At 63.6% G+C, this 21,273-nt stretch carries 17 protein-coding genes; 15 read left to right on the top strand and 2 right to left on the bottom strand.

Annotation, left to right across the window (positions count from 1 at the left end; translation table 11 throughout):
• Positions 1-23: 23 nt before the first annotated feature.
• Positions 24-1,160 carry an MFS transporter gene (locus tag FHR04_RS02025; RefSeq protein ID WP_139400411.1) on the top strand — a complete coding sequence of 379 codons (1,137 nt, stop codon included), beginning with the start codon at positions 24-26 and terminating at the stop codon, positions 1,158-1,160.
• Positions 1,161-1,271: 111 nt separating this feature from the next.
• A complete protein-coding gene (locus tag FHR04_RS02020) occupies positions 1,272-1,760 on the top strand; it encodes a GreA/GreB family elongation factor (protein WP_039682084.1) in 489 nt (162 codons plus the stop codon).
• A 63-nt stretch (positions 1,761-1,823) separates the two neighbouring features.
• Here FHR04_RS02020 and FHR04_RS02015 read toward each other — a convergent pair whose 3' ends face one another.
• Positions 1,824-2,573: an MBL fold metallo-hydrolase gene (locus FHR04_RS02015; protein ID WP_139400409.1), complete on the bottom strand. Its 750-nt coding sequence runs from the start codon at positions 2,571-2,573 to the stop codon at positions 1,824-1,826.
• Between the two features lie 88 nt (positions 2,574-2,661).
• Between FHR04_RS02015 and lysS the strand changes: the two genes are divergently transcribed.
• The 4 genes from lysS (at position 2,662) to FHR04_RS01995 (ending at position 8,036) form a co-directional block, all read left to right on the top strand.
• Positions 2,662-4,215, top strand: coding sequence for a lysine--tRNA ligase (gene lysS, locus FHR04_RS02010; RefSeq protein WP_139400407.1), 1,554 nt, complete (start codon positions 2,662-2,664; stop codon positions 4,213-4,215).
• Positions 4,216-4,479: 264 nt separating this feature from the next.
• The gene (locus FHR04_RS02005; protein ID WP_139400405.1) at positions 4,480-5,730 is read left to right on the top strand and encodes an ABC transporter substrate-binding protein; all 1,251 of its coding nucleotides are present in this window, start codon (positions 4,480-4,482) and stop codon (positions 5,728-5,730) included.
• Between the two features lie 91 nt (positions 5,731-5,821).
• Positions 5,822-6,946, top strand: a complete 1,125-nt coding sequence (locus tag FHR04_RS02000; RefSeq protein ID WP_039682092.1) for a carbohydrate ABC transporter permease — start codon at positions 5,822-5,824, stop codon at positions 6,944-6,946.
• Positions 6,947-7,172: 226 nt separating this feature from the next.
• Positions 7,173-8,036, top strand: a complete 864-nt coding sequence (locus FHR04_RS01995) for a carbohydrate ABC transporter permease (protein WP_139400403.1) — start codon at positions 7,173-7,175, stop codon at positions 8,034-8,036.
• Positions 8,037-8,254: 218 nt separating this feature from the next.
• Here the strand turns inward: FHR04_RS01995 and FHR04_RS01990 are convergent, their stop codons facing one another.
• A complete protein-coding gene (locus FHR04_RS01990; RefSeq protein ID WP_249038924.1) occupies positions 8,255-8,704 on the bottom strand; it encodes a transposase in 450 nt (149 codons plus the stop codon).
• Between the two features lie 117 nt (positions 8,705-8,821).
• On the opposite strand from FHR04_RS01990, the gene FHR04_RS01985 reads away from it, so the two are divergent.
• The 9 genes from FHR04_RS01985 (at position 8,822) to FHR04_RS01945 (ending at position 21,162) form a co-directional block, all read left to right on the top strand.
• Positions 8,822-10,213, top strand: a complete 1,392-nt coding sequence (locus FHR04_RS01985) for an IS66 family transposase (RefSeq protein WP_249038923.1) — start codon at positions 8,822-8,824, stop codon at positions 10,211-10,213.
• Between the two features lie 1,149 nt (positions 10,214-11,362).
• Positions 11,363-13,027 carry a CpsD/CapB family tyrosine-protein kinase gene (locus tag FHR04_RS01980; protein ID WP_139400401.1) on the top strand — a complete coding sequence of 555 codons (1,665 nt, stop codon included), beginning with the start codon at positions 11,363-11,365 and terminating at the stop codon, positions 13,025-13,027.
• Between the two features lie 2 nt (positions 13,028-13,029).
• Positions 13,030-14,472: an undecaprenyl-phosphate galactose phosphotransferase WbaP gene (wbaP, locus tag FHR04_RS01975; protein WP_139400398.1), complete on the top strand. Its 1,443-nt coding sequence runs from the start codon at positions 13,030-13,032 to the stop codon at positions 14,470-14,472.
• Entirely contained in the window at positions 14,473-15,714 is a 1,242-nt protein-coding gene (locus tag FHR04_RS01970; RefSeq protein WP_139400396.1) for an oligosaccharide flippase family protein, read from the top strand.
• Positions 15,692-16,855: a glycosyltransferase family 4 protein gene (locus FHR04_RS01965; RefSeq protein ID WP_139400394.1), complete on the top strand. Its 1,164-nt coding sequence runs from the start codon at positions 15,692-15,694 to the stop codon at positions 16,853-16,855. The genes FHR04_RS01970 and FHR04_RS01965 overlap by 23 nt, the downstream gene beginning before the upstream one ends.
• Positions 16,852-17,694 carry a glycosyltransferase family 2 protein gene (locus FHR04_RS01960; protein ID WP_211344163.1) on the top strand — a complete coding sequence of 281 codons (843 nt, stop codon included), beginning with the start codon at positions 16,852-16,854 and terminating at the stop codon, positions 17,692-17,694. Before FHR04_RS01965 ends, FHR04_RS01960 begins: the two co-directional genes overlap by 4 nt.
• A 62-nt stretch (positions 17,695-17,756) precedes the next feature.
• Positions 17,757-19,013, top strand: coding sequence for a hypothetical protein (locus FHR04_RS01955; RefSeq protein ID WP_139400390.1), 1,257 nt, complete (start codon positions 17,757-17,759; stop codon positions 19,011-19,013).
• Between the two features lie 5 nt (positions 19,014-19,018).
• Positions 19,019-20,005 (top strand): glycosyltransferase family 4 protein, encoded by a 987-nt coding sequence (locus FHR04_RS01950; RefSeq protein WP_249038922.1) that lies wholly within the window; start codon positions 19,019-19,021, stop codon positions 20,003-20,005.
• Positions 20,002-21,162, top strand: coding sequence for a glycosyltransferase (locus FHR04_RS01945; RefSeq protein ID WP_139400386.1), 1,161 nt, complete (start codon positions 20,002-20,004; stop codon positions 21,160-21,162). Before FHR04_RS01950 ends, FHR04_RS01945 begins: the two co-directional genes overlap by 4 nt.
• Positions 21,163-21,273 lie beyond the last annotated feature (111 nt).

The following is a 21,273-nucleotide window of genomic DNA, read 5'->3' as shown; positions in this document are numbered from 1 at the left end:
CGTGATGGCCCCGTGACCCGCCCATGACTGCCCACCACCCGCCTCCGCCGCTGACGCTGACCCTGCTGGCAGCCGGCACGGCGGCGTTCTTCACGCTGGGCGTCATCCAGGCGATGTACGGCCCCGCGTTCACGCTGTTTCAGGACCGCTACGGGGTCTCCACCGCCGGGGTGGGCCTGATCGCCAGCGCGCATTTTGTGGGCTCGGCGCTGGCCCCGCCGCTGGTGGGCATTCTCCTGATCCGCTTCAGCCTGCGCCGGGTGGTGGTGGCGGCGCTGCTGACCCTGGCGCTGGGCGTCACGCTGGTGGCGCTGGCCCCCAGCTGGCCGCTGGCGATTGCCGGGGCGCTGCTGGGCGGCTTCGGGCTGGGCGGGGTCAGCGGCGGCCTGAACGCGGCCTATGCCAGCATCGGCACGCGGGCGGTGAATCTGGTCAACGCGGTGTTCGGGCTGGGCAGCATCCTGTCGCCGCTGCTGGTGGCCGGGGCAGGCGGCAACCTGGCACTGCCCTTCCTGACGGTGGCGGCCCTGTGCGGCCTGACCCTGCTGAGCGCGCGGGTCTGGGGCTTTCCGGCCATGCGCGAACAGGTGCTGCCGCCCTCGCCGGGCCGGGCCGGGGTGCAGGTGGGGTTCTTCCTGGCGCTGCTGGCGTGCTACGTGGGTCTGGAAGTCGGCTTCGGCGCGTGGGCGGGCCGCCACCTGCAAAGCCTGGGCTACGCTTCGTTCGCCGTGATCGTCGCCGGGTACTGGGGCGGCATGACGGTGGCCCGCGTGCTGACCGGGCTGTTCGGGGCGCGGGTGCGGCCGGAGCGGCTGGTGCTGGCCTGCGCGGCGCTCACGGTGGGGTGTGGGTTGGCGGCCACGCAGGCGGCGTTGGCCCCCTTCGCGTACATCCTGGCCGGGCTGGCGCTGGGGCCGGTGTTCGGCACGACGCTGGTGTGGACCACCCGCAGCCTGCCCGCGCGCTGGGTGCCGTTTCTGCTGACCTCCGGCAGCGTGGGCGGGATTGTGGCCCCGTACGTGCTGGGCGTGCTGGCGGCGAAATTCGGCCAGGGTGCCATTCCCCTGGCGCTTGCGGCGCTGGCCGCCATGCTGGTGGCGGTGGTCTGGGGCACCCTGCGCGTGACCCGGCAGGCTCCGTCCGTTCGCCTGACCGCATGAAAATGGATTGCCACTTCGTGGGGGGTGTGCCACAATGCGCGCTACTTCTCACATTCGCCGATTTATTCCAGTCCCGCCGGTCAAGGCCGGCGGCGTAACGGAGGACCCACAATGACGCAAGCAACCAAGACAGTCAGATTGACCCGCGAAGGCTACGAGCGGCTGCAGCGCGCCCTCGGTCAGGAGCAGGCCCGGCTGGCGGAGGCCACCCGCATCCTGCAGGAGCAGATGGAGACCAGTTCCGACACCGAGGACACGGGCCTGGAGGACGCCAAGCGCGAGAAGATGAACATCGAGGCCCGGATCGACGAGCTGGAAGACACCCTGGGCCTGGCCACCATCATCGAGGAACACGAGAACGACGGCCGGGTGGAACTCGGGGCCATCGTGGTTCTGAGCAACGAGACCACCAAGAAGGAAACGAAGGTCATGGTGGTCAGCGCCCCCGAGGCAGCCGTCACCGGGGGCAGCCTGCCGCGCGTCAGCGAGGACAGCCCGGTGGGCAAGGAACTGATGGGCCGCAAGAAGGGCGAGGCCTTCGTGGTCAACCTGGACAACGGCAAGCAGATGAAATACAAGGTCAAGAGCATCGAGTACTGAGGCGGGCGGCCAGCCACAGGCAGAGGGCTGAGTCGCGCGTCCTCTGCCTGTGGCCTTTGGCCTTCAGCCCGCCGTGGTCATGCCCTCCGCCACCCGCCTCAGTTGCCCGTTCGCATCGTCCTGCACCACGCCGCCGTGGTAGGTCACGGCAGTCTGCACGTCCAGTTCGGCCATCTTGTTCACCGACTGGCCCGCCGCAGCCATCTCCGGCGTGAGCTGCGCCCTGGGGGGCTGAAGCTGTCCACCCTCTGAAACCAGCGCGTCGCCAGTAATCAACGTGCCCGTGCCTTCCAGGTACAGGCTCAGGTGGCCGGGGGTGTGGCCCGGTGTCAGGATCACGCGCACGCCCCCGGCCAGCGGCAGCCGTTCACCCTCGTGCAGGGTGCGGTCTACTCTGACGGCCACGCGCGGCAGGCTCAGGCGGGCGCGGACGTGGGGCGGGGTCTGTGGATCGGCCAGCAGGGCCGCCACCCGTTCCTGCGGCGGCATCTTCTGGGGCCATTCCTCGCCCTGAATGAAGGGGGTCTCGCGCTCGGAAGCCCACACCTGCGCGCCACTGGTCTTCACGATGGCCTCCAGACTGCCGATGTGATCCAGATCGTGGTGCGTCACGATCACCTGGCGGACGTCCTTCAGCGTGGCGCCCACCTCGGCCAGCGCCGCCTCGATTGCCCCCTCCATGCCGGGAACGCCGGTATCCACCAGGGTGTGCCCGGCCTGCGCGTCCAGGATCAGCACCGGGTGCAGCAGGGTGGGGCCAGTGCCGAAGTCGGTGCCCAGTTCCAGCACCAGCAGGTCATCGTTGAGTCGCATGCGGCAAGTATGGTTTGTGGCCGAGAGGAGAGCTGAAGGCGGGGCCACAAACCCTGTGGCTGACGCGGCGGCGGCTATACTCGCCCCCATGTCTGATGTTCCCGCCACCCCTGCGCCTGATGGCCCGCCCCGCCCCGACAATCTGCACGAGCAAACGGTCAGCCGCCTGAACAACCTGGACGCGCAGGTGGCCGCCGGCTTCGAGGCGTCGCCGTACTCGTACCCGCGCACCCACAGCACCCGCGACGTGCTGGCTGCCCATCCCGCCAGCGATGAAAATGGTCTGGAAGCCGGGCAGGACTGGCCCGACGAAACCTACGCGCTGGCCGGGCGCGTCACGCTGCTGCGGCACATGGGCAAGGCGGCGTTTGCCGATCTGACCGACGAACACGGCCGCCTGCAACTGCATTTCTCGAAACAGGACACCGAGAACTTTGGTCCCACCAAGAAGATCGATCTGGGCGACATCATCGGCGTGCGCGGAGTTCCCTTCGTGACCCGCACCGGGCAACTGACCCTGCGCGTGACCTCGTGGCAGCCGCTGGTCAAGAGCCTGCACCCGCTGCCCAGCAAGTTTCACGGCCTCCAGGACGAGGAACTGCGCGCCCGCCGCCGCTACCTGGACCTGATGATCAACCCCGAGCGCCGCGCCGCCTTCCGCACCCGCTCGCGTGCCATCCGGTACATCCGCAACTTTCTGGATGAGCGCGAGTTCATGGAGGTGGAGGGACCGACGCTACAGGTGGTGGCGGGCGGCACCGAGGCCAAGCCCTTCAAGACGCACCACAATGCCCTGTCGCACGATTTCAGCCTGCGCATCAGCCTGGAGCTGTACCTCAAGCGGCTGCTGGTGGGCGGCTTCGAGCGCGTCTACGAGATTGGGCGCAACTACCGCAACGAGGGCATCGACCGCACCCACAATCCCGAATTCACCATGCTGGAGGCGTATTTCGCCTATGGCGACTACCAGGACATGATGCGGCTGGTAGAGGAGATGGTCTCCGGGCTGGTGCAGGAAGTCACGGGTTCTGATCGGCTCACGTATCAAGGCAAGGAAATCAGCTTCGCCCTGCCGTTCAAGCGGCTGGATTTCGTGACCGCGCTGAAGGAGGCGGCAGAGCTGGACTTCGAGCCGACGGACCTCGCCAGACTGCGCGAGTGGACCGACGCCAAGCACCCGGACCTGCGCAAGGTGCCGGATTACAAGCTACTGGACAAGCTGTTCGGCGAGTACGTCGAGGACAACCTGATCCAGCCCACCTTCGTGACCGACGTGCCGCTGGCGATCAGCCCCCTCGTCAAGGCGCACCGCAGCCGCCCCGATCTGGCCGAGCGTGCGGACCTGTTCGTGGCTGGTTTCGAGCTGGCCCCGATCTATTCCGAGCTGAACGACGCCCTGGACCAGCGCGCCCGCTTCGAGGCCCAGAGTGCGCGCCGCGACGCTGGTGACGATGAGGCCCACGAACAGGACGAGGACTTCCTGCTGGCCCTGGAATACGGCATGCCGCCCGCCGCCGGCATGGGCATGGGCATGGACAGATTGGCGATGCTGCTGACCGACAGCGACAGTATCCGCGACGTGTTGCTGTTCCCGCTGCTGCGCCCCGAGGGGCAGGCGGGCGAGGCCGAAGCGCAGGTTTGAGCTGGACCGGCCCTGCGGCCTGCCGCCTCAGGACCACGGGATCTGGACACTTTTTGCTGCCCCCGCCGCAACGGTGGACCGGTATCAGGAAAAAAGGTCACATTGAATTGACAAACATGTCGCAATTGGCGCAGCATGAGGTCTGTACCTGTTTGACAGACAAGCGAACCCGGTTCGTCCACGAGGCCCCCGCACCCGGCGTGCGCCGCTGCCTCCCTCTTTTTCTGTTGCCTTTTTGCTGTCCCACTTTCTCCGGAGGAACCCATGATCAAGACCCCTATTAAAAAAGCCCTGCTGATCGCCGCCGCCCTGGCCACCACCACCAGCGCCCTGGCCGCCGGAAAGCTGGAAATCTTCTCATGGTGGGCCGGCGATGAGGGCCCGGCCCTGGAAGCCCTGATCAAGCTGTACAAGCAGAAGTACCCCAATGTGGCTGTGGACAACGCCACCGTCACGGGCGGCGCGGGCACCAACGCGCGGGCGGTGCTCAAAACCCGCATGCTGGGCGGCACCCCGCCCGACTCCTTCCAGGTTCACGCCGGGCAGGAACTGATCGGCACCTGGGTGGTGGCCGGGCGCATGGAAGACCTGAGCAGCCTGTTTAAATCCGAGGGCTGGAGCAAGGTGTTCCCCGCCGACGTCATCAAGCTGATCAGCTCCAAGGGCGGCATCTGGAGCGTGCCGGTCAACGTCCACCGCAGCAACGTGATGTGGTACAATCCCGCCAAGCTCAAGGCCTGGGGCGTCACCGTGCCCAAAACGTGGCCCGAATTCATCAGCACCTGCGCCACCCTGAAGAAGAAGGGCGTGGCCGCGCCGCTGGTGGTGGGCGAGAACTGGACGCAGCAGCACCTGTGGGAGAACGTGATGATCGGCACGCTGGGCGCGCAGGGCTGGGAAAACCTGTGGGCCGGCAAGACCAAATTCACCGATCCCAAGGTTGTGGGCGCGTTTACCACCTTCGGCAAGGTCATGGACTGCGCCAACAAGGACGCCTCGGGTCTGAGCTGGCAGCAGGCCAGTGACCGCATCGTCAGCGGCCAGAGTGCCTTCAACATCATGGGCGACTGGGCCGCCGGGTACTTCACCACCACCAAGAAGCTGGAACCCGGCAAGGGCTTCGGCTGGGCCACCGCCCCCGGCACGTCCAAGACCTTCGTGATGCTGGCCGATTCCTTCGGGCTGCCCAAGGGCGCCAAGGACCGCGCCGAGGCCATCAACTGGCTCAAGCTGCTGGGCAGCCGTGAAGGCCAGGACACCTTCAACCCCCTCAAGGGCAGCATCGCCGCGCGCACCGACAGCGACCTGAGCAAGTACAACACCTACTCGCGCAGCGCCGCCACCGACTGGAAGAACAGCAAGATCGTCGGCAGCATGGCCCACGGCGCCGTCGCGCCCGAGAGCTTCACCAGCGCCTTCGGGGCCGTGATCGATCAGTTCGTCGCCACCAAGAACAGCGCCGGGGCCGCCGCCGCCGCGCAGGCGCTGGCCGTCCGCTCGGGCTTCGGCAAGTAACGACTGAGGACGTAGTTGGCGGTGCGCGGGACGCGGTGAGAGAGACCGCGTCCCGCGCACCGCTTCCCGCTGTCCCGACGAAGGAGGCCCTATGAAACGCCTGAGCAAAGACCGCCTGTGGGCCATCGCCGTGCTGACGCCCAGCATTCTGCTGATCGGCATTTTCGTGTATTACTTTATCGGGCGTACCGTGTACGTCAGCCTGACCGACTGGGGCAACGATCCGGCGCAGGCGCTGGCGCTCAATCCCATCATCCGCTGGGTGGGCCTGCAGAACTACTCCGAACTGTTTACGGGCTTCCTGCAGGGCCGCTTCCGGCAGGAACTGGTGAACACGCTGTTCTTCACCCTGTTTTTCATCCTGGGCTGCCTGGGCGTGGGCCTGGGGCTGGCGCTGATCCTGGATCGCAACCCCCGGGGCGAGGGCCTGTGGCGCACCATCTTCCTGTTTCCCATGAGCCTGTCGTTCATCGTGACTGGCACCATCTGGCGCTGGATGCTGCAACCGCAGGGCGGGGTGAATCAGGCTCCCACCCTGCTGGGGGGGCAGCCCTCCACCTTCGGGTGGCTGAGCAGCAACGACTCGGCCCTCAAATTCGACTGGAACAACCTGCCGCTCATCACCGCCGCCGTGGTGGGCGCGGTGCTGATCGTGGTGGCCGTGCGCGCCGCCCGCGAGGGCCAGCGCACCCGCACCCTGGTGGCCGCCGCCTGCGCCGCGCTGCTGATCGGCTGGGCCATCTTTGTCGGGCCGAACGTGAAGCTGCTGGCCGCGCCAGAGTTGCACGGCTTCAACTTTGCCATGATCGGCATCATCATCGCCGCCGTGTGGCAGATGAGCGGCTACACCATGGCGCTGTATCTGGCCGGGCTGCGCGGCATCCCCGAGGAACTGCGCGAGGCCGCCAAGGTGGACGGGGCACGGGACGCCCAGATGTACCGCTTCGTGATCTTCCCGCTGCTGTCGCCCATCACCCTCAGCGCCATGATCATCCTGGGACACATCAGCCTGAAGATCTTCGATCTGGTGTACGCGATGGCCGGCCCCGACAACGTCGCCGCCAGCGTTCCGGCGCTGAACATGTACCTGACCAGCTTCCGCCAGAACCAGTTCGCGCTGGGCGCAGCCATCGGCACCATTCTGCTGATTCTGGTGGCCTTCGTGATCGTGCCGTATCTGGCGAATCAGTTCAAGGGTGAGGAGGGCCACGCGTGAGGGGGGAGGTTGTCGATGGTGGATGGGTGATGGTTGATGGGAACAGCCAGGGCGACTTGCTTCCAGCGAGGGCTTGCTTCGTGGCCCCCTCTCGTGCCGAGCTGTCGCAGTTCCCCCGTCCGCTCCGGGCTGTCCCGATCAACCACACGGGGCACACGGATAAGGCTTCGCCCATCTTTTCCCACAAGCCACAAGCCACGCGCCACCTGCCGCGCCGGAGGCCCTCATGACCGCTGTTCCCCAGCCCACCGTCTCTGCCACCCAGGCACGCCGGGCGGGTGGCCTGGGCCGCGCCGTCACGTACCTGCTGCTCGTCGTGGCCGCGCTGTTCTTCCTGATTCCCATCTATCTGGTGTTCGCCACCGCGCTGAAAACGCCGGACGCCATTGCTTTGCCGACGGCGTGGCACTGGCCCGCGCAGCTCAACTGGGCCAGTTTCTCGGAGGCGTGGGACAAGGTGGGCGGCAACATGCTCAACAGCCTGTTCCTGGCGGTGACCGCCACCCTCCTGAGTGCCCTGCTGGGCAGCCTGAACGGCTACGCGCTGAGCAAATGGCGTTTCCGGGGGGCCAATACCCTGTTCGCGCTGATGCTGTTCGGCATGTTCATTCCGTATCAGGCGGTGCTGATTCCGCTGTTCCAGTTCATCAAGGGGCTGGGGCTGTACGGCAGCATCTGGGGCCTGATCCTGGCCCATGTGGTGTACGGCATTCCGATCACCACCCTGATCTTCCGCAACTTCTACGCCGACGTGCCCGACGCGCTGGTGGAGGCCGCCACCATCGACGGCGCGGGCTTCTGGGAGATCTATGCCCGCGTCATCTTCCCGATCAGCATTCCCGGCTTCGTGGTGGTGATCATCTGGCAGTTCACGCAGGTCTGGAACGAGTTCCTGTTCGCGGCCACGCTGACCAACACCGGCAGCCAGCCCGTGACCTACGCGCTGTCGCAGCTGGCCGGGGGTCAGGCGGTGTCGTGGAACCTGCCGATGGCCGGGGCGATTCTGGCAGCGCTGCCCACCCTGCTGGTGTACATCGTGCTGGGGCGCTATTTCGTGCGCGGTCTGCTGGCCGGAAGCGTGAAGGGATGAGAGGGACGGCTTGGCGCGTCTGGTGCACATCAGCTGACGTCACACTTTTTGAAGTGGTTAGAAAATATTGAGAGGATTGAGGCGAGGCGTAAGATAACAGAATGATCCCAGCCTCAAATTCCCTGAGATCACAACATTTTTGTGGAGTGACAGTTCGGGCGGGGGGGGGGTTGTTCTTCAAGAGCGGTCGGTATCCCTCTGAACCGGACATCTTGCTTTCAAGTCGCGCCTGGCACGCGAAAGGGCGTGCTCAGCAGCCTGATCAGTCCGGGTAACTTGGGTAGGTTCCACCGGAGGGCATGGCACCGCTGTTCCGCGCCGTACCGCACGAGGCTCATGGCCGTTCGGCCATGGGCCTTCACCTTGACTGGCACCTGTGCCTGGAGCCACACGCCCACCCGCAGGCAGCTGACCCACGCCAGGATGACCAGCCCGAACAAGCGTTCCAGTCGGTCCGGTCGAGTGCTGCCCATGCGCTCTAGGTCAAAGCCGCGCACTTTGATGCTGGCGAAGGTGCACTCCGCGGACCAGCGAGCTCGGTACAGCACACACGTGTCCCACGCGCTAAAATCCGTGATCACGACCTGCATCACCTCGCCAAAGATGTTGGCCTGCTCGGCAAGGTACCGCACCTCCCCGACCTTCAAATCGCCGAACCACTCGTCCACGCGCAGCTGATCGATGACGGCGTTTTCTCGGATGCGGATGGCCCGTTTGGTCTGTGATTAGCGCCCCCCCGAGTGCCCGGCTTCCAGCCGGGCACTGCTGCCGCTACCATGCTGTCCATGGGCGCTGGGATGACCGAGAAGGATCTCTTCGAGATCATCCGTCGCCAGTCCGAACAGATCGACCAACTGATCGCCGAAAACAAAGCTCTCAAGGCCGAAATCGCTCGCCTGAAGAAACGCATCGAAGAACTCGAACGGCGGGAACGCAAGTACGTTGCCCCCTTCAGCCGGGAGCAATGCACCACCGATCCCAAATCACCAGGACGCCGTCCTGGTGAGGGCACCTTCGTGCACAAGGCCCCACCCACGCCGCAACAGATCACTCAGACCGTGCAGATTGACACGCCCAATACCTGTCCTCGCTGTGGGTTCATGGGGCCGCTGATCTTCACCCGTCAGGACAAGGCCTGGGTCACGGAACTCGCCCCTCGGAACGCCATGCAGGTCACCGAGCATCACGTGCCCATCATGGAATGCCCGCAGTGTCACCACGCGGTGCGTGGTGACCATCCCAACCTGAAAGCCGATCAGGTCGGTGCCACGCGCCACCGACTCGGCCCTGTTCTGCACGCCACCCTTCAGACCCTGCATCACGAGCTGGGCCTTCCAGTCCGCCACATCGGGCGGGTCATGAATCTCCTCGGCGGCATCCAGGTCATGCAGAGTGCGATCACGCAAGCCGCCCAGCGGCTTGCGGCTGACGGCAGCGCCTTGTCTGCCCACGTCGATGGACTACAGACACAGCTCCAACAGGCACCGTTCGTGCATCACGACGACACCGGCTGGCGGATCGGCGCCCAGAACGCCTGGGTGGGCACCTTCCGCAGTGCGGACACCGTGATGTTCCGCGCCAACCTGCGGCATACGAACGTGGAAGTCCGAGAAGGTCTGGGGCAGAATTTCACGGGCGTGCTGGTCAGTGACCGCTTCTCCTCGTACGACAGCCGTTTCCTGCAGGACGTCCAGCAACAGAAGTGCCTGGCGCACCTGATCCGCAATGCAGATGAGGTCGCCGCTGGAGAACAGCGGCGACCTGGGCGGGGAGAGCTGTACGGACAGCGGGTTGCGCAGGTCTTCCGGGATGGCATCCGACTGCATCGGGACGTGACAACGGGTGTATGCACGCGAGAGGAGTACGGGCAGCAGGGTGAGTTCCTCACCCTGCTGCTGGACGCCCTGCTGAATCGGGCGCCGCTCCAGTCGAAAGCGAACGAGCGACTTCGACTGGGCATCCTGAAGCAGCGCGTGCTGGATCGGTTGTGGCGGTTCCTGAAGGACCCGGACATTCCACCGACGAACAATGCGGCCGAACGTAGCTTGCGGACGGTGGTGATGGCGAGGAAGGTCTCGCAGTGCAGCAAGAATGCAGTGGGCGCGCAGACGTACATGCGGATCAAGCCACCGTGGAGACCGCGCGATTGCGCCGTCAGGACCCCGTCGCGGTCCTGACCGGCCTGATGCGCTGACCGGGTGCTCGGCCTTTCGACCGACCGCTAATCACAGACCCCGTTTGATGCCCTTGCGTCTCAGGAACCGGAACCACCAGCCGCCGACTGGAGACCAGTTGGATTCGCCTGACCGTGCCGCTGTTTCCGTCGTGATCGAGGGCAGTCCAGACGAGAGGCACCGTGTACCCGTGCAGCACGACGCCGAGCACCAGAAGGTCCAGCGGTGAATCCCCACGTTCCCAGGTAGTGCGGTTCATGCTGAGCAGCAGTTTTCCGGGAGGCAGCAGAGCCAGCAGGAACGCGAGAAAGACGGATTCCGTGAGCTGTGAATCCCGGCAGCCACGTTCCACCCGGCGTCGCTTGGCCTCGGTGGAGTTGGCCCCGGAAAGATGGGCGCAGAGACCGCTCTGGTTCACGCTTCGGGCCGTGACCATGGCGAAGACGAGATTGACGACACGCAGTCTTTGAAGTGGCGGGTGAGTTCGGTATGCTGGAGGGCGGCGGGTTTTGAGGGCGTCACACACCCAAAACACCGCCGTTTGGCGTGCCGGTTCGCGATTTATCATACGTCCAGGAATTTCCCGTTCAGCACAAGTTCAATCTGAAGATGTCCGGTAAAGAGGGCGTTAGGTTTAGATTGGCGTGAACACTGCCTTCTCATCTACTTGAGGCAACCTTGGGAATGTTGTGATCTATTCCCAGAGGGTCTGAGGTGCATTTTTTTGGTTAAAAATCAGGAAGAAGCCTTTCCCGGACAAGCAGAATCAATTTTTCTCACCCCCCCTTTAAAATCGAAGTCGTAGGCTGTGCTGACGCCCGCCTTAAACGTGTGGAGTTTTCATATGCAAACAGCAGCCATGACCCGATTGAGTGCCGCGCGAGCTATTTTCCGTTTCACAGCACTCTCTTCCTGCCGCCAGCAAGACAGTGGGACGGGGGTGCGCTTCACCAACGCGTGTCGGGGCTTACTTGTGACGCATCCGGTCTGCGCTCCAGTGGTCTGCCAGAATGCGCCTTTCGAGGTGCAAGTTAACCGGGTCATGCACTGGAGTTTCATTAACCTCATCCTTAAGGTGCCTCGCGCTGGGAAGAGCACTTTCAAGCGTGTGGTGCGGTATATCAGGGTAGGCCCAGTTCTGGGGGTATCGGCGTGAGTGCCCCCCTCCCTTCGGCGCCTCAGTTCGGCGCTTTCCAGCAGGATCTCCGCGGGCAGGGACAGGAGACAGAGCTCGAGATCAATCTGGTCTCGCTGTGGCTGGGTATGCGCCGCGTCTTGCCCCTGGTGGTCCTGGTGGCGGCCAGTCTGGCGCTGGCGGCCTACCTATGGACACGCGCTCAGCCGGTCGTCTACGAAGCGTCTGCCACTGTGATCGCTTCCAGCGCACAGAGCCAGATCGGCGTGGTGGGCGGCACTGTCGTCTCGCCGTTGCCAGTGGCTACGGTAGAAAAGGTTCTCCAGAGTCCACTTGTTCTGCGCCCGCTGATTGCGGCCATACAGGACAATGCGGCCATCGCACCTGCTGAGCGACAGGAGATTGTCGTGAACCTGGAGCAGGAACTGTCTGCCGCACCGGCCGCCTCGCGCCAGCGTACAGTTTCGGTCAGTGCCGATCCGGTTACAGGCGAGAACAGCGTTTACACCCTACATGCCCGCGCACCCTCAGCCAGGGCGGCACAGGTGCTGGCAGATCAGGCCAGTGCTGTGCTGCTGGCCTGGGACGCTCAGCGGACCTCGCGCGACGTGGCCCTGGCCCGGACCAACTTTACCCTTCAGCTGGCCCAGGTGGACCGGCGGCTGGCCCTGCCTGGCCTGTCTACCCTGGAACGGCAGACCCTGGTGTATCGCCGCGCGACTATGCAGGACAATCTGGCCCAGCTGGCCTTTCTGGCCTCCGCACGGACGGGCAGCCTGAAACCGCTGTCTAGTGCGGTCGCTCCGGTTGATCCCGTCTCGCCGTCTGCAGCGCGCAACGCCGCCCTGCTGGGCGTGCTGGGTTTAATTCTAGGCACGGGCCTAGTGGCTGTATGGTCCGTGATGCAGCCGTATATTCAGACGGAAGATGATCTGCTGGGACTGGGACTGCCGGTTCTGGGTCTCTTGCCTGGGCGCAGAGCAGGGAGAGCATTCCGCCAGCGGGACAGCGTGGCCCAGGACGCCCTGGGTTTCTTGCAGATGCGGCTGCTGGGTGCCCTGCGCGGCAAGGCCCATCCGGTGGTGCTGGTGGCCGGAGTCAGGGCGAGAGGCCCCGGGGACGGTGCGGGGGTCAGCCGTCTGACCACCGAACTGGCAATCAGCCTGGCGCAGTCGGGCAAGCGGGTGCTGATTGTCGAGGTGGCGGGACGGCGTGGGGAGCCATCTCTGTTCCCTTCCATGCTGGAAGGGTCGGAGACGTTGCCGTGGCACCCGCTGGACCATGTTCAGGTGGCCGAGCTCCGTGAGGGTGTTCACCTGTTGCCCGCTGCCCCGTACGCGGGGCGTGGGACCGAACAGACCGGGCGGCCTGACCTAGGCCAGTGCCTGCGCTCGTGGAGTCAGAGTTATGATCTGGTACTGCTGAACACCCCGCCGCTGCTGGATCAGGCCCAGGGGTTGACGCTGAGCGAACAGACAGACGGCGTCCTGCTTGTGGTCAGAACGGGGCGGACTTCGCTGAGCGATCTCAGACGTGTGCTGCGCTCCGTTTCCGGGGTGGGGCTGCCGCTGGTGGGCTGCGTCCTTGATCGGACGTCCGCCTCCCCTCGCCGGATGTCTTCCACGCCACTCCTGCCCCCGATAACCGCCTTGGCAGAAGCCCGCACCGGGGAGACGCGCTAACTATGGGCGTGCGGATGTCCAGTGGGGCCGCGCCTCTGCGGACGGCGGGTCGGGCCGCCTCAACCCGGCTGGCTGGACTGCCCCAGGCGGCGGCGCTGCTGCTGGGCGACGTTCTCAGTGCCCTGCTGGCGCTGGCGCTGGCCTCATGGTTGCTGGTGCTCCTGGGTCGTCCCCCTCTGCGTCCTGAAGAACCACTGATCTGGATGGGCCTGTGGATCGCGTGGCGCGCCCATCAGGGGCTGTATCCGGGCTATGGCCGTTCCCCTCAGACGGAACTGAGGTTGCATACCGTGGGCACGGTGCAGGTAGCGTTGGCCCAGCTTGCGGCAGCTTTTGCTACCCATCGTCTGGCCCCCAGCGTGACTGGCCTGATTTTGCTGTGGGCCTCACTGCTTGTGCTGGCCCTGATTTTCCGTTACGGCGTCCGTGCCCTGCTGGTGCACTGGGGCCAGTACGGCCGCGATATCAGCGTTATTGGTGCGGGGCGTACGGCGGCCCTGACCATTGCGCATCTGCGCGCCCATCCCACATACGGCCTGCGGCCTGTTGCAACTTACGATGACAATCCTGTGTTACACGGCACAGGTGTTCATGGGGTGCCGGTGGTCGGTCCGATTGCTCTGGCGCTGACCGATCCTCTCACTGAACAGGCCCTGATCACTATTCCCGGCGCACGGGCCGAAATCCAGCGTCAGCTGGTGAACAGCATCTATGCCGCGTTCCCCATTACCTGGGTGGTGCCGGACCTGTTCGGGGTGCCCAATCAGGCCCTGCAACCCCACAATATTGGTACGGTGGCCAGCCTGGAAATCCGCAACAATCTCAGGAGTGGGCGTGCGCGCCTGACCAAGGGCATGATCGATGTGTTGGCGGCGTGCATCTTGACGGCGCTGTTGCTGCCCTGTCTGCTGGTGATTGTGGTGGCGATCAAGCTCGATAGTCCTGGTCCCGCTGTATACCGTGCCCGTCGGCTGGGCCATGGCGGCCGCCCCTTTAACTGCTACAAGTTCCGCAGCATGCACAGCGACGCAGAGACCAAGTTGCGTGATGTCCTGGCAAACTGCACTGACCTGAAAGCCGAGTTTGACGCTACCCATAAACTGAAGGACGACCCACGCGTAACGCGGGTCGGGGCTTTTCTGCGCCGAACCAGTCTGGACGAGTTGCCGCAGTTGTTCAATGTTCTGCGTGGCGAGATGAGCCTGGTGGGGCCGCGGCCTATCGTCCAGGCAGAGATTGTGAAATACGGCGCGGTCTATGGGATCTATAAGCAGGTCCGCCCCGGCATGACGGGCTACTGGCAGGTCAATGGGCGCAGTGACACCACTTACGACGAGCGCGTGGGGATGGATCAGTTCTATGTGACCAACTGGAGTCCATGGCTGGATCTGTTGCTGATGATCCAAACTGTACGCGTGGTCGTGGTCGGCAAAGGAGCGTACTGAATGGGACATAGCTCTATCCCGGCTGTGCGGCAGGCGGGATTGGGCAGCAATACGGCGTGGATGTTGCTGGGGCTGGCGGCGCGCTTTACGCTACAGTTGATTTCCTTCGTCCTCTTGGCCCGTTCCCTCGGCGCCGCAGCTTTTGGCGCCTTTTCCGGTGCTCTGGCCCTGTCTACTCTACTCTCTCCTGTCGTGGAGTTGGGGGGCTACAGCATGATTGTGCGGGACCTCAGCCGGGGTGTGGTGGCGCGCCTGGCCCTGGGGCGCGCATTGTATGCGATGATCTTCAACGTTCTGCCGGGTTTAGGCTTGCTGGCCGTCATCAAGTGGCTGGCCCTTCCAACAGTGCCTTGGCAGGTGGCGCTGTGTGTGGGGGCAGCAGAACTCATAGGTGCGCGCTGGTTGTCCCTGGTGAGTGCCGTTCACGTGGGGCAGGGCATGCTATGGCGCAATGCGGTTCTCGAAGTGGTGTCGGGGGCGACTCGCCTCCTGCTGGTGGTGGCCCTGACGGCCACACCCTCACTCTCTTTGTGGGCCTGGTTGTACCTGCTGCAGAGTGTGCTGATCGGTGCAGCAGCCCTGAGTTGGACCATCATGAGCTACGGCCGGCCTAGCGTTGGCCGCGTCGATCTTCGGGAGCGTTTTCAGGAAGGACTGCACTTTGCTGTCGGAACTTCAGCCCAGAATGCCTATACTGACGTTGATAAAATTATGTTGCCGCGTCTGGCAGGGCTGGAAGCGGTGGGGATCTATACCGGGGCTTTCCGCTTTGTGGTGGTCGCGTTTCTGCCACTCAACGCATTTCTCGGAGCGCTCTATCCCCGGTTTTTCGAGGCTGGACAGTATGGTTATTCGGCCGCCCGACAGGTGGCGTGGCGGGCGCTGCCCATCACGGCAGCCTATGGCCTCCTGGCCTGTACCGGTTTATGGCTGGCTGCGCCCCTGTTGCCGCGTTTATTGGGACCAGGCTTCGGAGAGTCGGTACAGGCGCTGCGTGCCCTGTCTGTCCTGTTATTGGTACAGAGCCTTTACTTCCCCTTCGCCGACGCCCTGACAGGAAGCGGATTACAGCGCGTCCGGACGGCTGGGCAGGTGGGCAGCCTGATCTGCAATATAGGCCTGAATCTTGTGCTGATTCCTCGTCTGGGTTGGTTGGGGGCGGTATATAGCAGTATCACGACGCAAGTCATGCTGTTGTTCATCTGGGGAGGGTATTACGGTGTTCGATCACCAAAACAGTGAGGCTCTGGTGCTTGTTCCCAGAGAAAGTCATCCGACCGGGGGGGTCAGCAGTCATCTCGAGCTGCTCAGGCATACGCTGTCTGCCCATGTCAGTCATGCGTACTGGCATCTCCCCCCGGTGAGCAAGGTGCACAAAGCGCTGCTCGTGGCCAAGCATAGTGGAGATGTTGACGCCGCCCGGCGAGACAACGTTCGCCGTAAAGTTGCGCAGTTGGAAGCGCAACTTCGGGTCCGTGCTATGGCCTGGCCTTTCGCGAGACTGATTCATGTTCACGACGTGATTGCCGGTCTGGCCGCTGTCAATTTTCGTGACAGCTTCGGGCGTTCCCTGCCTGTGTTATATACAGCGCACGGTCCGCTTTCCAGAGAGATTCGCATGGATACGGGCGATGAGGAATTGGCCAAGTTCATTGAGCAATTGGAGGGCAAATTCTATGCTCGCCTTGATCGTGCCATTGCCGTGGACACTGGGCAGGCCGAGATCCTGAGCGGTGATTTCGGTGTGCCACGAGGCAAGATTACAGTGATTCATAATGCGGTCGATGTGGTAAACGTCGGCCGCCCTACTCCGGAGTTTCAGGTGCGGCGAGAAACGGCGCAGAGAATTCTGGTGCTTCCTCGTCGCCTGGTAGAGAAGAATGGTCCCCTGGTGGCTCTGGAGGCGCTCGCCCTGCTGCCCCCGTATTATCGGCTTTGGGTTGTGGGAAACGGTCCACTGCGCTCCCAGTTTGAGGCCAGGACAGCCAGCCTGGGTCTGGAAGGGCGGGTTCGCCTGTGGGGCGAGCAACCTCGCAGCAATGTGATGGAGTTGATGCGGCAGGCGGATGTAATTGTGGTGCCTTCTGTTCCTGCACATGGCGTGGTAGAGGCTACCTCGATTGCGGCACTGGAAGGAATGGCGCTGGGCAAGCCGGTTGTCGCGTCGGCCATCGGCGGTCTGGTCGAACTAATCCAGTCGGGCCAGACAGGGTTGTTGGTGCCGCCCGGTGACGCCCGAGCGCTGGCTAGAGCCGTCCTGTCCCTAGAGCAGTCTGATTTCGGTGGGGCACTGGGTAGACAGGCCGCCGACTTCATCCGGCGCTCCTGGTCTTCGGACCATTGGGCGGCGCTCACCTACGCTGAATACCAGCGCCTACTGTGAAGTTCTCCCTGATCGTGTGTACCCTGGGGCGGGTGGCGGAATTAGAGCACCTGCTGGCTTCCCTGGCCAGCCAGTCCTACACAAATTTCGAAGTCATCCTGGTAGACCAGAATATTGATGGGAGACTGGACTCGCTGCTGGCAGCCTACGCTTCATGTTTTGCGTTGCGTCATCTGCACTCTGCTCCAGGCCTGTCGCGCAGCCGCAATCTGGGATTGTCGTATGCCACGGGCGAGATCATTGCCTTCCCTGACGATGACTGCTGGTATCCGGACGACTTGCTCGCGCAGGTGGCCGAATTCTTTGATGATCATGCACTGGTGGGTGGTCTGTCTGGCCGGGCTACCGATGGCAGAGGCAAAAACGTGGCGGGCCGGTGGGACCGGCAGGCGGGACTGCTCACCCTCGAAAACGTCTGGAGCCGCGCCATTTCCATCACCATCTTTCTGCGCCGGGCGGTGGTCACGCGCGTGGGGCCGTTCGACGAAACGTTGGGGGTTGGTGCGGGCACTCCATTCGGGTCCGGTGAGGAAACCGAGTATCTGATTCGGGCCTTGAAGGCCGGAACTGCGCTGTTTTACTCTCCCCGGTACGTGGTGTACCACCCTGAGCCTGCCGCTGAATACGGTGATTGGGCAGTGGCCAGGGCCATGGGTTACGGTCTTGGCATGGGGCGGGTGCTCAGCATGCACGGGTATGGCGTCGGCTTTGTCCTCAAAAGCCTGATTCGTCCTTTGGGAGGCAGTCTGCTTTTTTTCCTGATGGGACAGGAGGGCCGGGCCAGATTTCATCTGAATGTCGCCAGGGGCCGCTGGGCTGGCTGGCGGCAGCGCCCATGATTTTTGCCTCAGGGACCAGGGGCATGGCTGCGTCCTCCGCGGCCTGGAACACTCCAGCGAGGTTGACGCTGGGCGTGGTCTTGCTGCTGTTGCCACTGAGCTCAGCCGTTAAACCTCTCCTAGGGCTCTCCGATGACGCGTTGTGGATTGATCCCTCGCTGCTACTGGCACCCCTGCTCCTGCTGATGATCCCACGCGTCCGGATTTCGCTGCTGACGCTGTTGCTCCTGCTGGCAGCGCTCCTTGCCATGTGTCACGGCGCTGTGCTCGCTGACCTGACCCTGGGCGGCAAGCAGGGCCTCTATGACCTCGTGCGGGAGCCCGCCCGATTGGCGCTGTGCCTGATGCTTTTCACGGGCGTCGCCCACTTCGCGCGGAAACAGCCCATCCTGGTGGTCCAGTACCTCCATTTCAGCGTCTTGCTTCAAATGGCTTTTGCGGCTGTGGTCTGGTTAGGAAGTTCCAGAATCTTGACCCTGCCTGATCCGCTGGGACAGTACGCGGTGGATCTGGGCAACAGACAGGCGCTGTGGCTGGAGTCGGGGGCCATCGCACGGTTGAGTGGCAGTTTCCCGGAGTCCCCCCCTTTCGGGCTTTTCATGCTGTCTTGCCTGTTCGTCTTCTACGCCGCTCGGAAGCTTCCCGGTCTCCGGGGCCTAACCCGTTCAGGCATGGTCGTGGCAGCTCTGGGCGCGGCCCTATCGCTGTCCGATCAGATCGTCATTGCCCTGGGGGTCTTTCTGACCTGGGTGATTCTCGGAGTGCTGCGCCAGTTTCTCACTCGCCGCAGCGTCAAATTGCTGCCGCTGCTGATTCCGCTGGCGCTGCTCTGTGCAGCGGGAGTTTTTTCGGCCCAGCGGGTGCTGGCCAAGTTCTCCGAAGTCGGCAAGACCGGGGCCAGTATCGTTGCCACCAGTGGCGGTGAACGGAGTTTTCATACCCAATACGCCCTCGGTCTGCTGGGCGAGCATCCCAGCGCCGCCGTATTTGGTATGGGTCCGGGACGCTATGGGGCCTACGCCGCTAGAACAGGTCTTTTTCCAGACACAGTGACCATTCAGGTGACGCCATTAGAGTGGCTGGTGGAAGATGGGGCGCTGGGACTGGTGGCAGTGACCGCATTTCTTTACGCCGTCTGGAAGCGTGCTCGCCGCACGCTGGGCAACATGGCCTTTCCGGTGATGCTCTCGCTCCTGCTGGGCATTTTGTTCCAGGCCAACTGGAAATGGAGTGGCTGGTTTATAGCGCTGGCATTCCTGTATGGTTTGGGCCGACATGTGACCGACAGCAAGTTACCGTTGAAGGAAGTCGTTGAATGAAGATCATGATGGACAGCCGATGGGATGGACCGCACGGTATAGGCCGCTTCGCGCAGGAATTAAAGAGTCGCCTCTCGCCCCGCTTTGCGTTGTCGGGCTTCCCCCTATTGCATCCGCTCGAAGGCATCTGGCTGAGTTGGCAAGCCTGGCAGGCCCGTCCGGACGTTTATTTTTCGCCCGGCTTCAATCCGCCGCTGTTCTGCCCAGTCCCTGTGGTGTTCACCATTCATGATCTGATTCATCTCAAGGTGCCTGAGGAAGGCAATCCGCTCAAGGCGCGGCTCAGGGCGCTCTACTACCAGTACATTCTGCGGCCTGCAGCGCGGCGGGCTGCCCGGGTGCTGACGGTTTCCGAGTATTCACGCCGCCAGATCATGGCATGGGGCAGTCTGAACCCCGAACAGGTGGTGGTGGTGGGCAACGGCGTGGACGCGGCCTTCAGTCCGCACGGCCCACGTCACCAGCCTGGCTTTCCCTACCTGCTGTATTTCTGGAACGGCAAGCCGCATAAGAACGCGCTCCGGTTGCTTCAAGCGTTCGCTGGTCTGGGCGATGGGCAGGTACGCCTGCTGGTTTCCAGCGCCCCGGATGACGAACTGCGCCACCAGGCCCTGCGGCTGGGCGTGGCCGACCGCGTGGTGTTCGCGGGCGGCATTCCCGAAGCCGAATTGCCCTCCTATTACCGGGGAGCAGAGGCTCTGGCGTTTCCAAGTCTTTATGAGGGCTTCGGGCTGCCTGCGCTGGAAGCCCTGGCCTGCGGTACGCCAGTGGTGACCTCGAATGTCACCTCGCTTCCAGAGGTTGTGGGAGACGCGGCGGTTCTGGTCAACCCCTACGATCCGGCGTCCATTACTCAGGGGCTCCAGCACGTCATGGAGGATCAAGGTCTGCGTGCCAGCCTGAGGGCAGCCGGACTGGAACGTGCCCGGTGTTTCTCGTGGGCCACCACGGCGGTGCGGGTCCAGGCAGCTCTGGCTGAGGCGGCGCGGTGAAGACGGCCCTTGTGCATGATTGGCTGGTGGCCTACGCAGGCTCGGAGAAGGTGGTCGAGGAACTGGCGGCGCTGTGGCCCACGGCACCGATCTATACCTTGTTCCACGATCCGGCTTCCATGCTCGCCACACCTTTTGAAGGCCGCGATATTCGTGTTTCCAGCCTGAACCGTCTGCCCGGTTCGGCGCGGCGCTACCGCAGTTTCCTGCCGTTGATGCCCTTTGCAGCGGAGCAGTTTGACCTACGCGGTTACGATGTGGTGATCTCCAGCAGTCATGCAGTCGCCAAGGGAGTGCTGGTCAGTGCCGAACAGCTTCATCTCAGCTACGTGCATTCGCCGATGCGCTACGCCTGGGACCTGTATCAGCAGTATCTGGAAGAAGCCAACCTGACAAGTGGCGCGCGGGCCATGCTGGCGAAAGTGATTCTGCACTACCTGCGGCTGTGGGACAGCACCACGGCCAACCGGGTGGACGTGTTCATGGCGAATTCGCAGTATGTGGCACGCCGGATCTGGCGCACCTACCGCCGTCCGGCGCGGGTGCTGTATCCCCCCGTTCAGGTAGAGCGCTTTGACCCGGGGCGCCCGCGCGAGGACTTTTACCTGACCCTCTCACGAATGGTGCCTTACAAGAAAATGGACCTGATCGTGGAGGCTTTCGCGCGGAGCGGTAAGCCGTTGGTGGTGCTTGGGGACGGGCCAGACCGTGCCAAGATTGAGGCGCTTGCCACTCCCAATGTCACCCTGCTGGGCCGCCAGTCCGACGCTGTGGTCGCCGATTTGATGGAACGTTGCCGGGCTTTCGTGTTCGCTGCCGATGAGGATTTCGGGATCACGCCGGTGGAGGCCCAGGCGGCTGGGGCACCAGTCATCGCCTACGGAAAGGGTGGTGTGCTGGAAAGTGTGGTTCCCAACCGGACCGGTGTCTTTTTTGGTCAGCAGCAGGTCACCAGTCTGAACCGGGCCGTGGAACTGTTCGAGACCCATCCCGGATTCGACGCGCGAATTATCCGGCAGCAGGCCGAGTGTTTCGGCCCAGCACAGTTTGCCACCGGGGCCACCATGATAGTGGACGCCGCCTACGCCGCATTTCAACGTCAGGAAGACCCGGAGCGCGCGGTTATGAAGCTGGATGCTCTGGTGAAAGAAGAGTGACTTCCCGTTCCGGGGGGAGCGCCGTAACCACGTCACCGGGAGCCTTCGAGAATATTGATCTGAACAGGCCGCTTCCGTCTGGCTGGAAATTGATGGGCCTATCCGCTCCCA

Source organism: Deinococcus radiopugnans ATCC 19172 (assembly GCF_006335125.1).
In the GTDB taxonomy this organism is placed as follows: Bacteria; Deinococcota; Deinococci; order Deinococcales; family Deinococcaceae; genus Deinococcus; species Deinococcus radiopugnans.
Note: the sequence above shows the minus strand (reverse complement) of the source record. Positions and strands in the feature narration are given on the sequence as shown.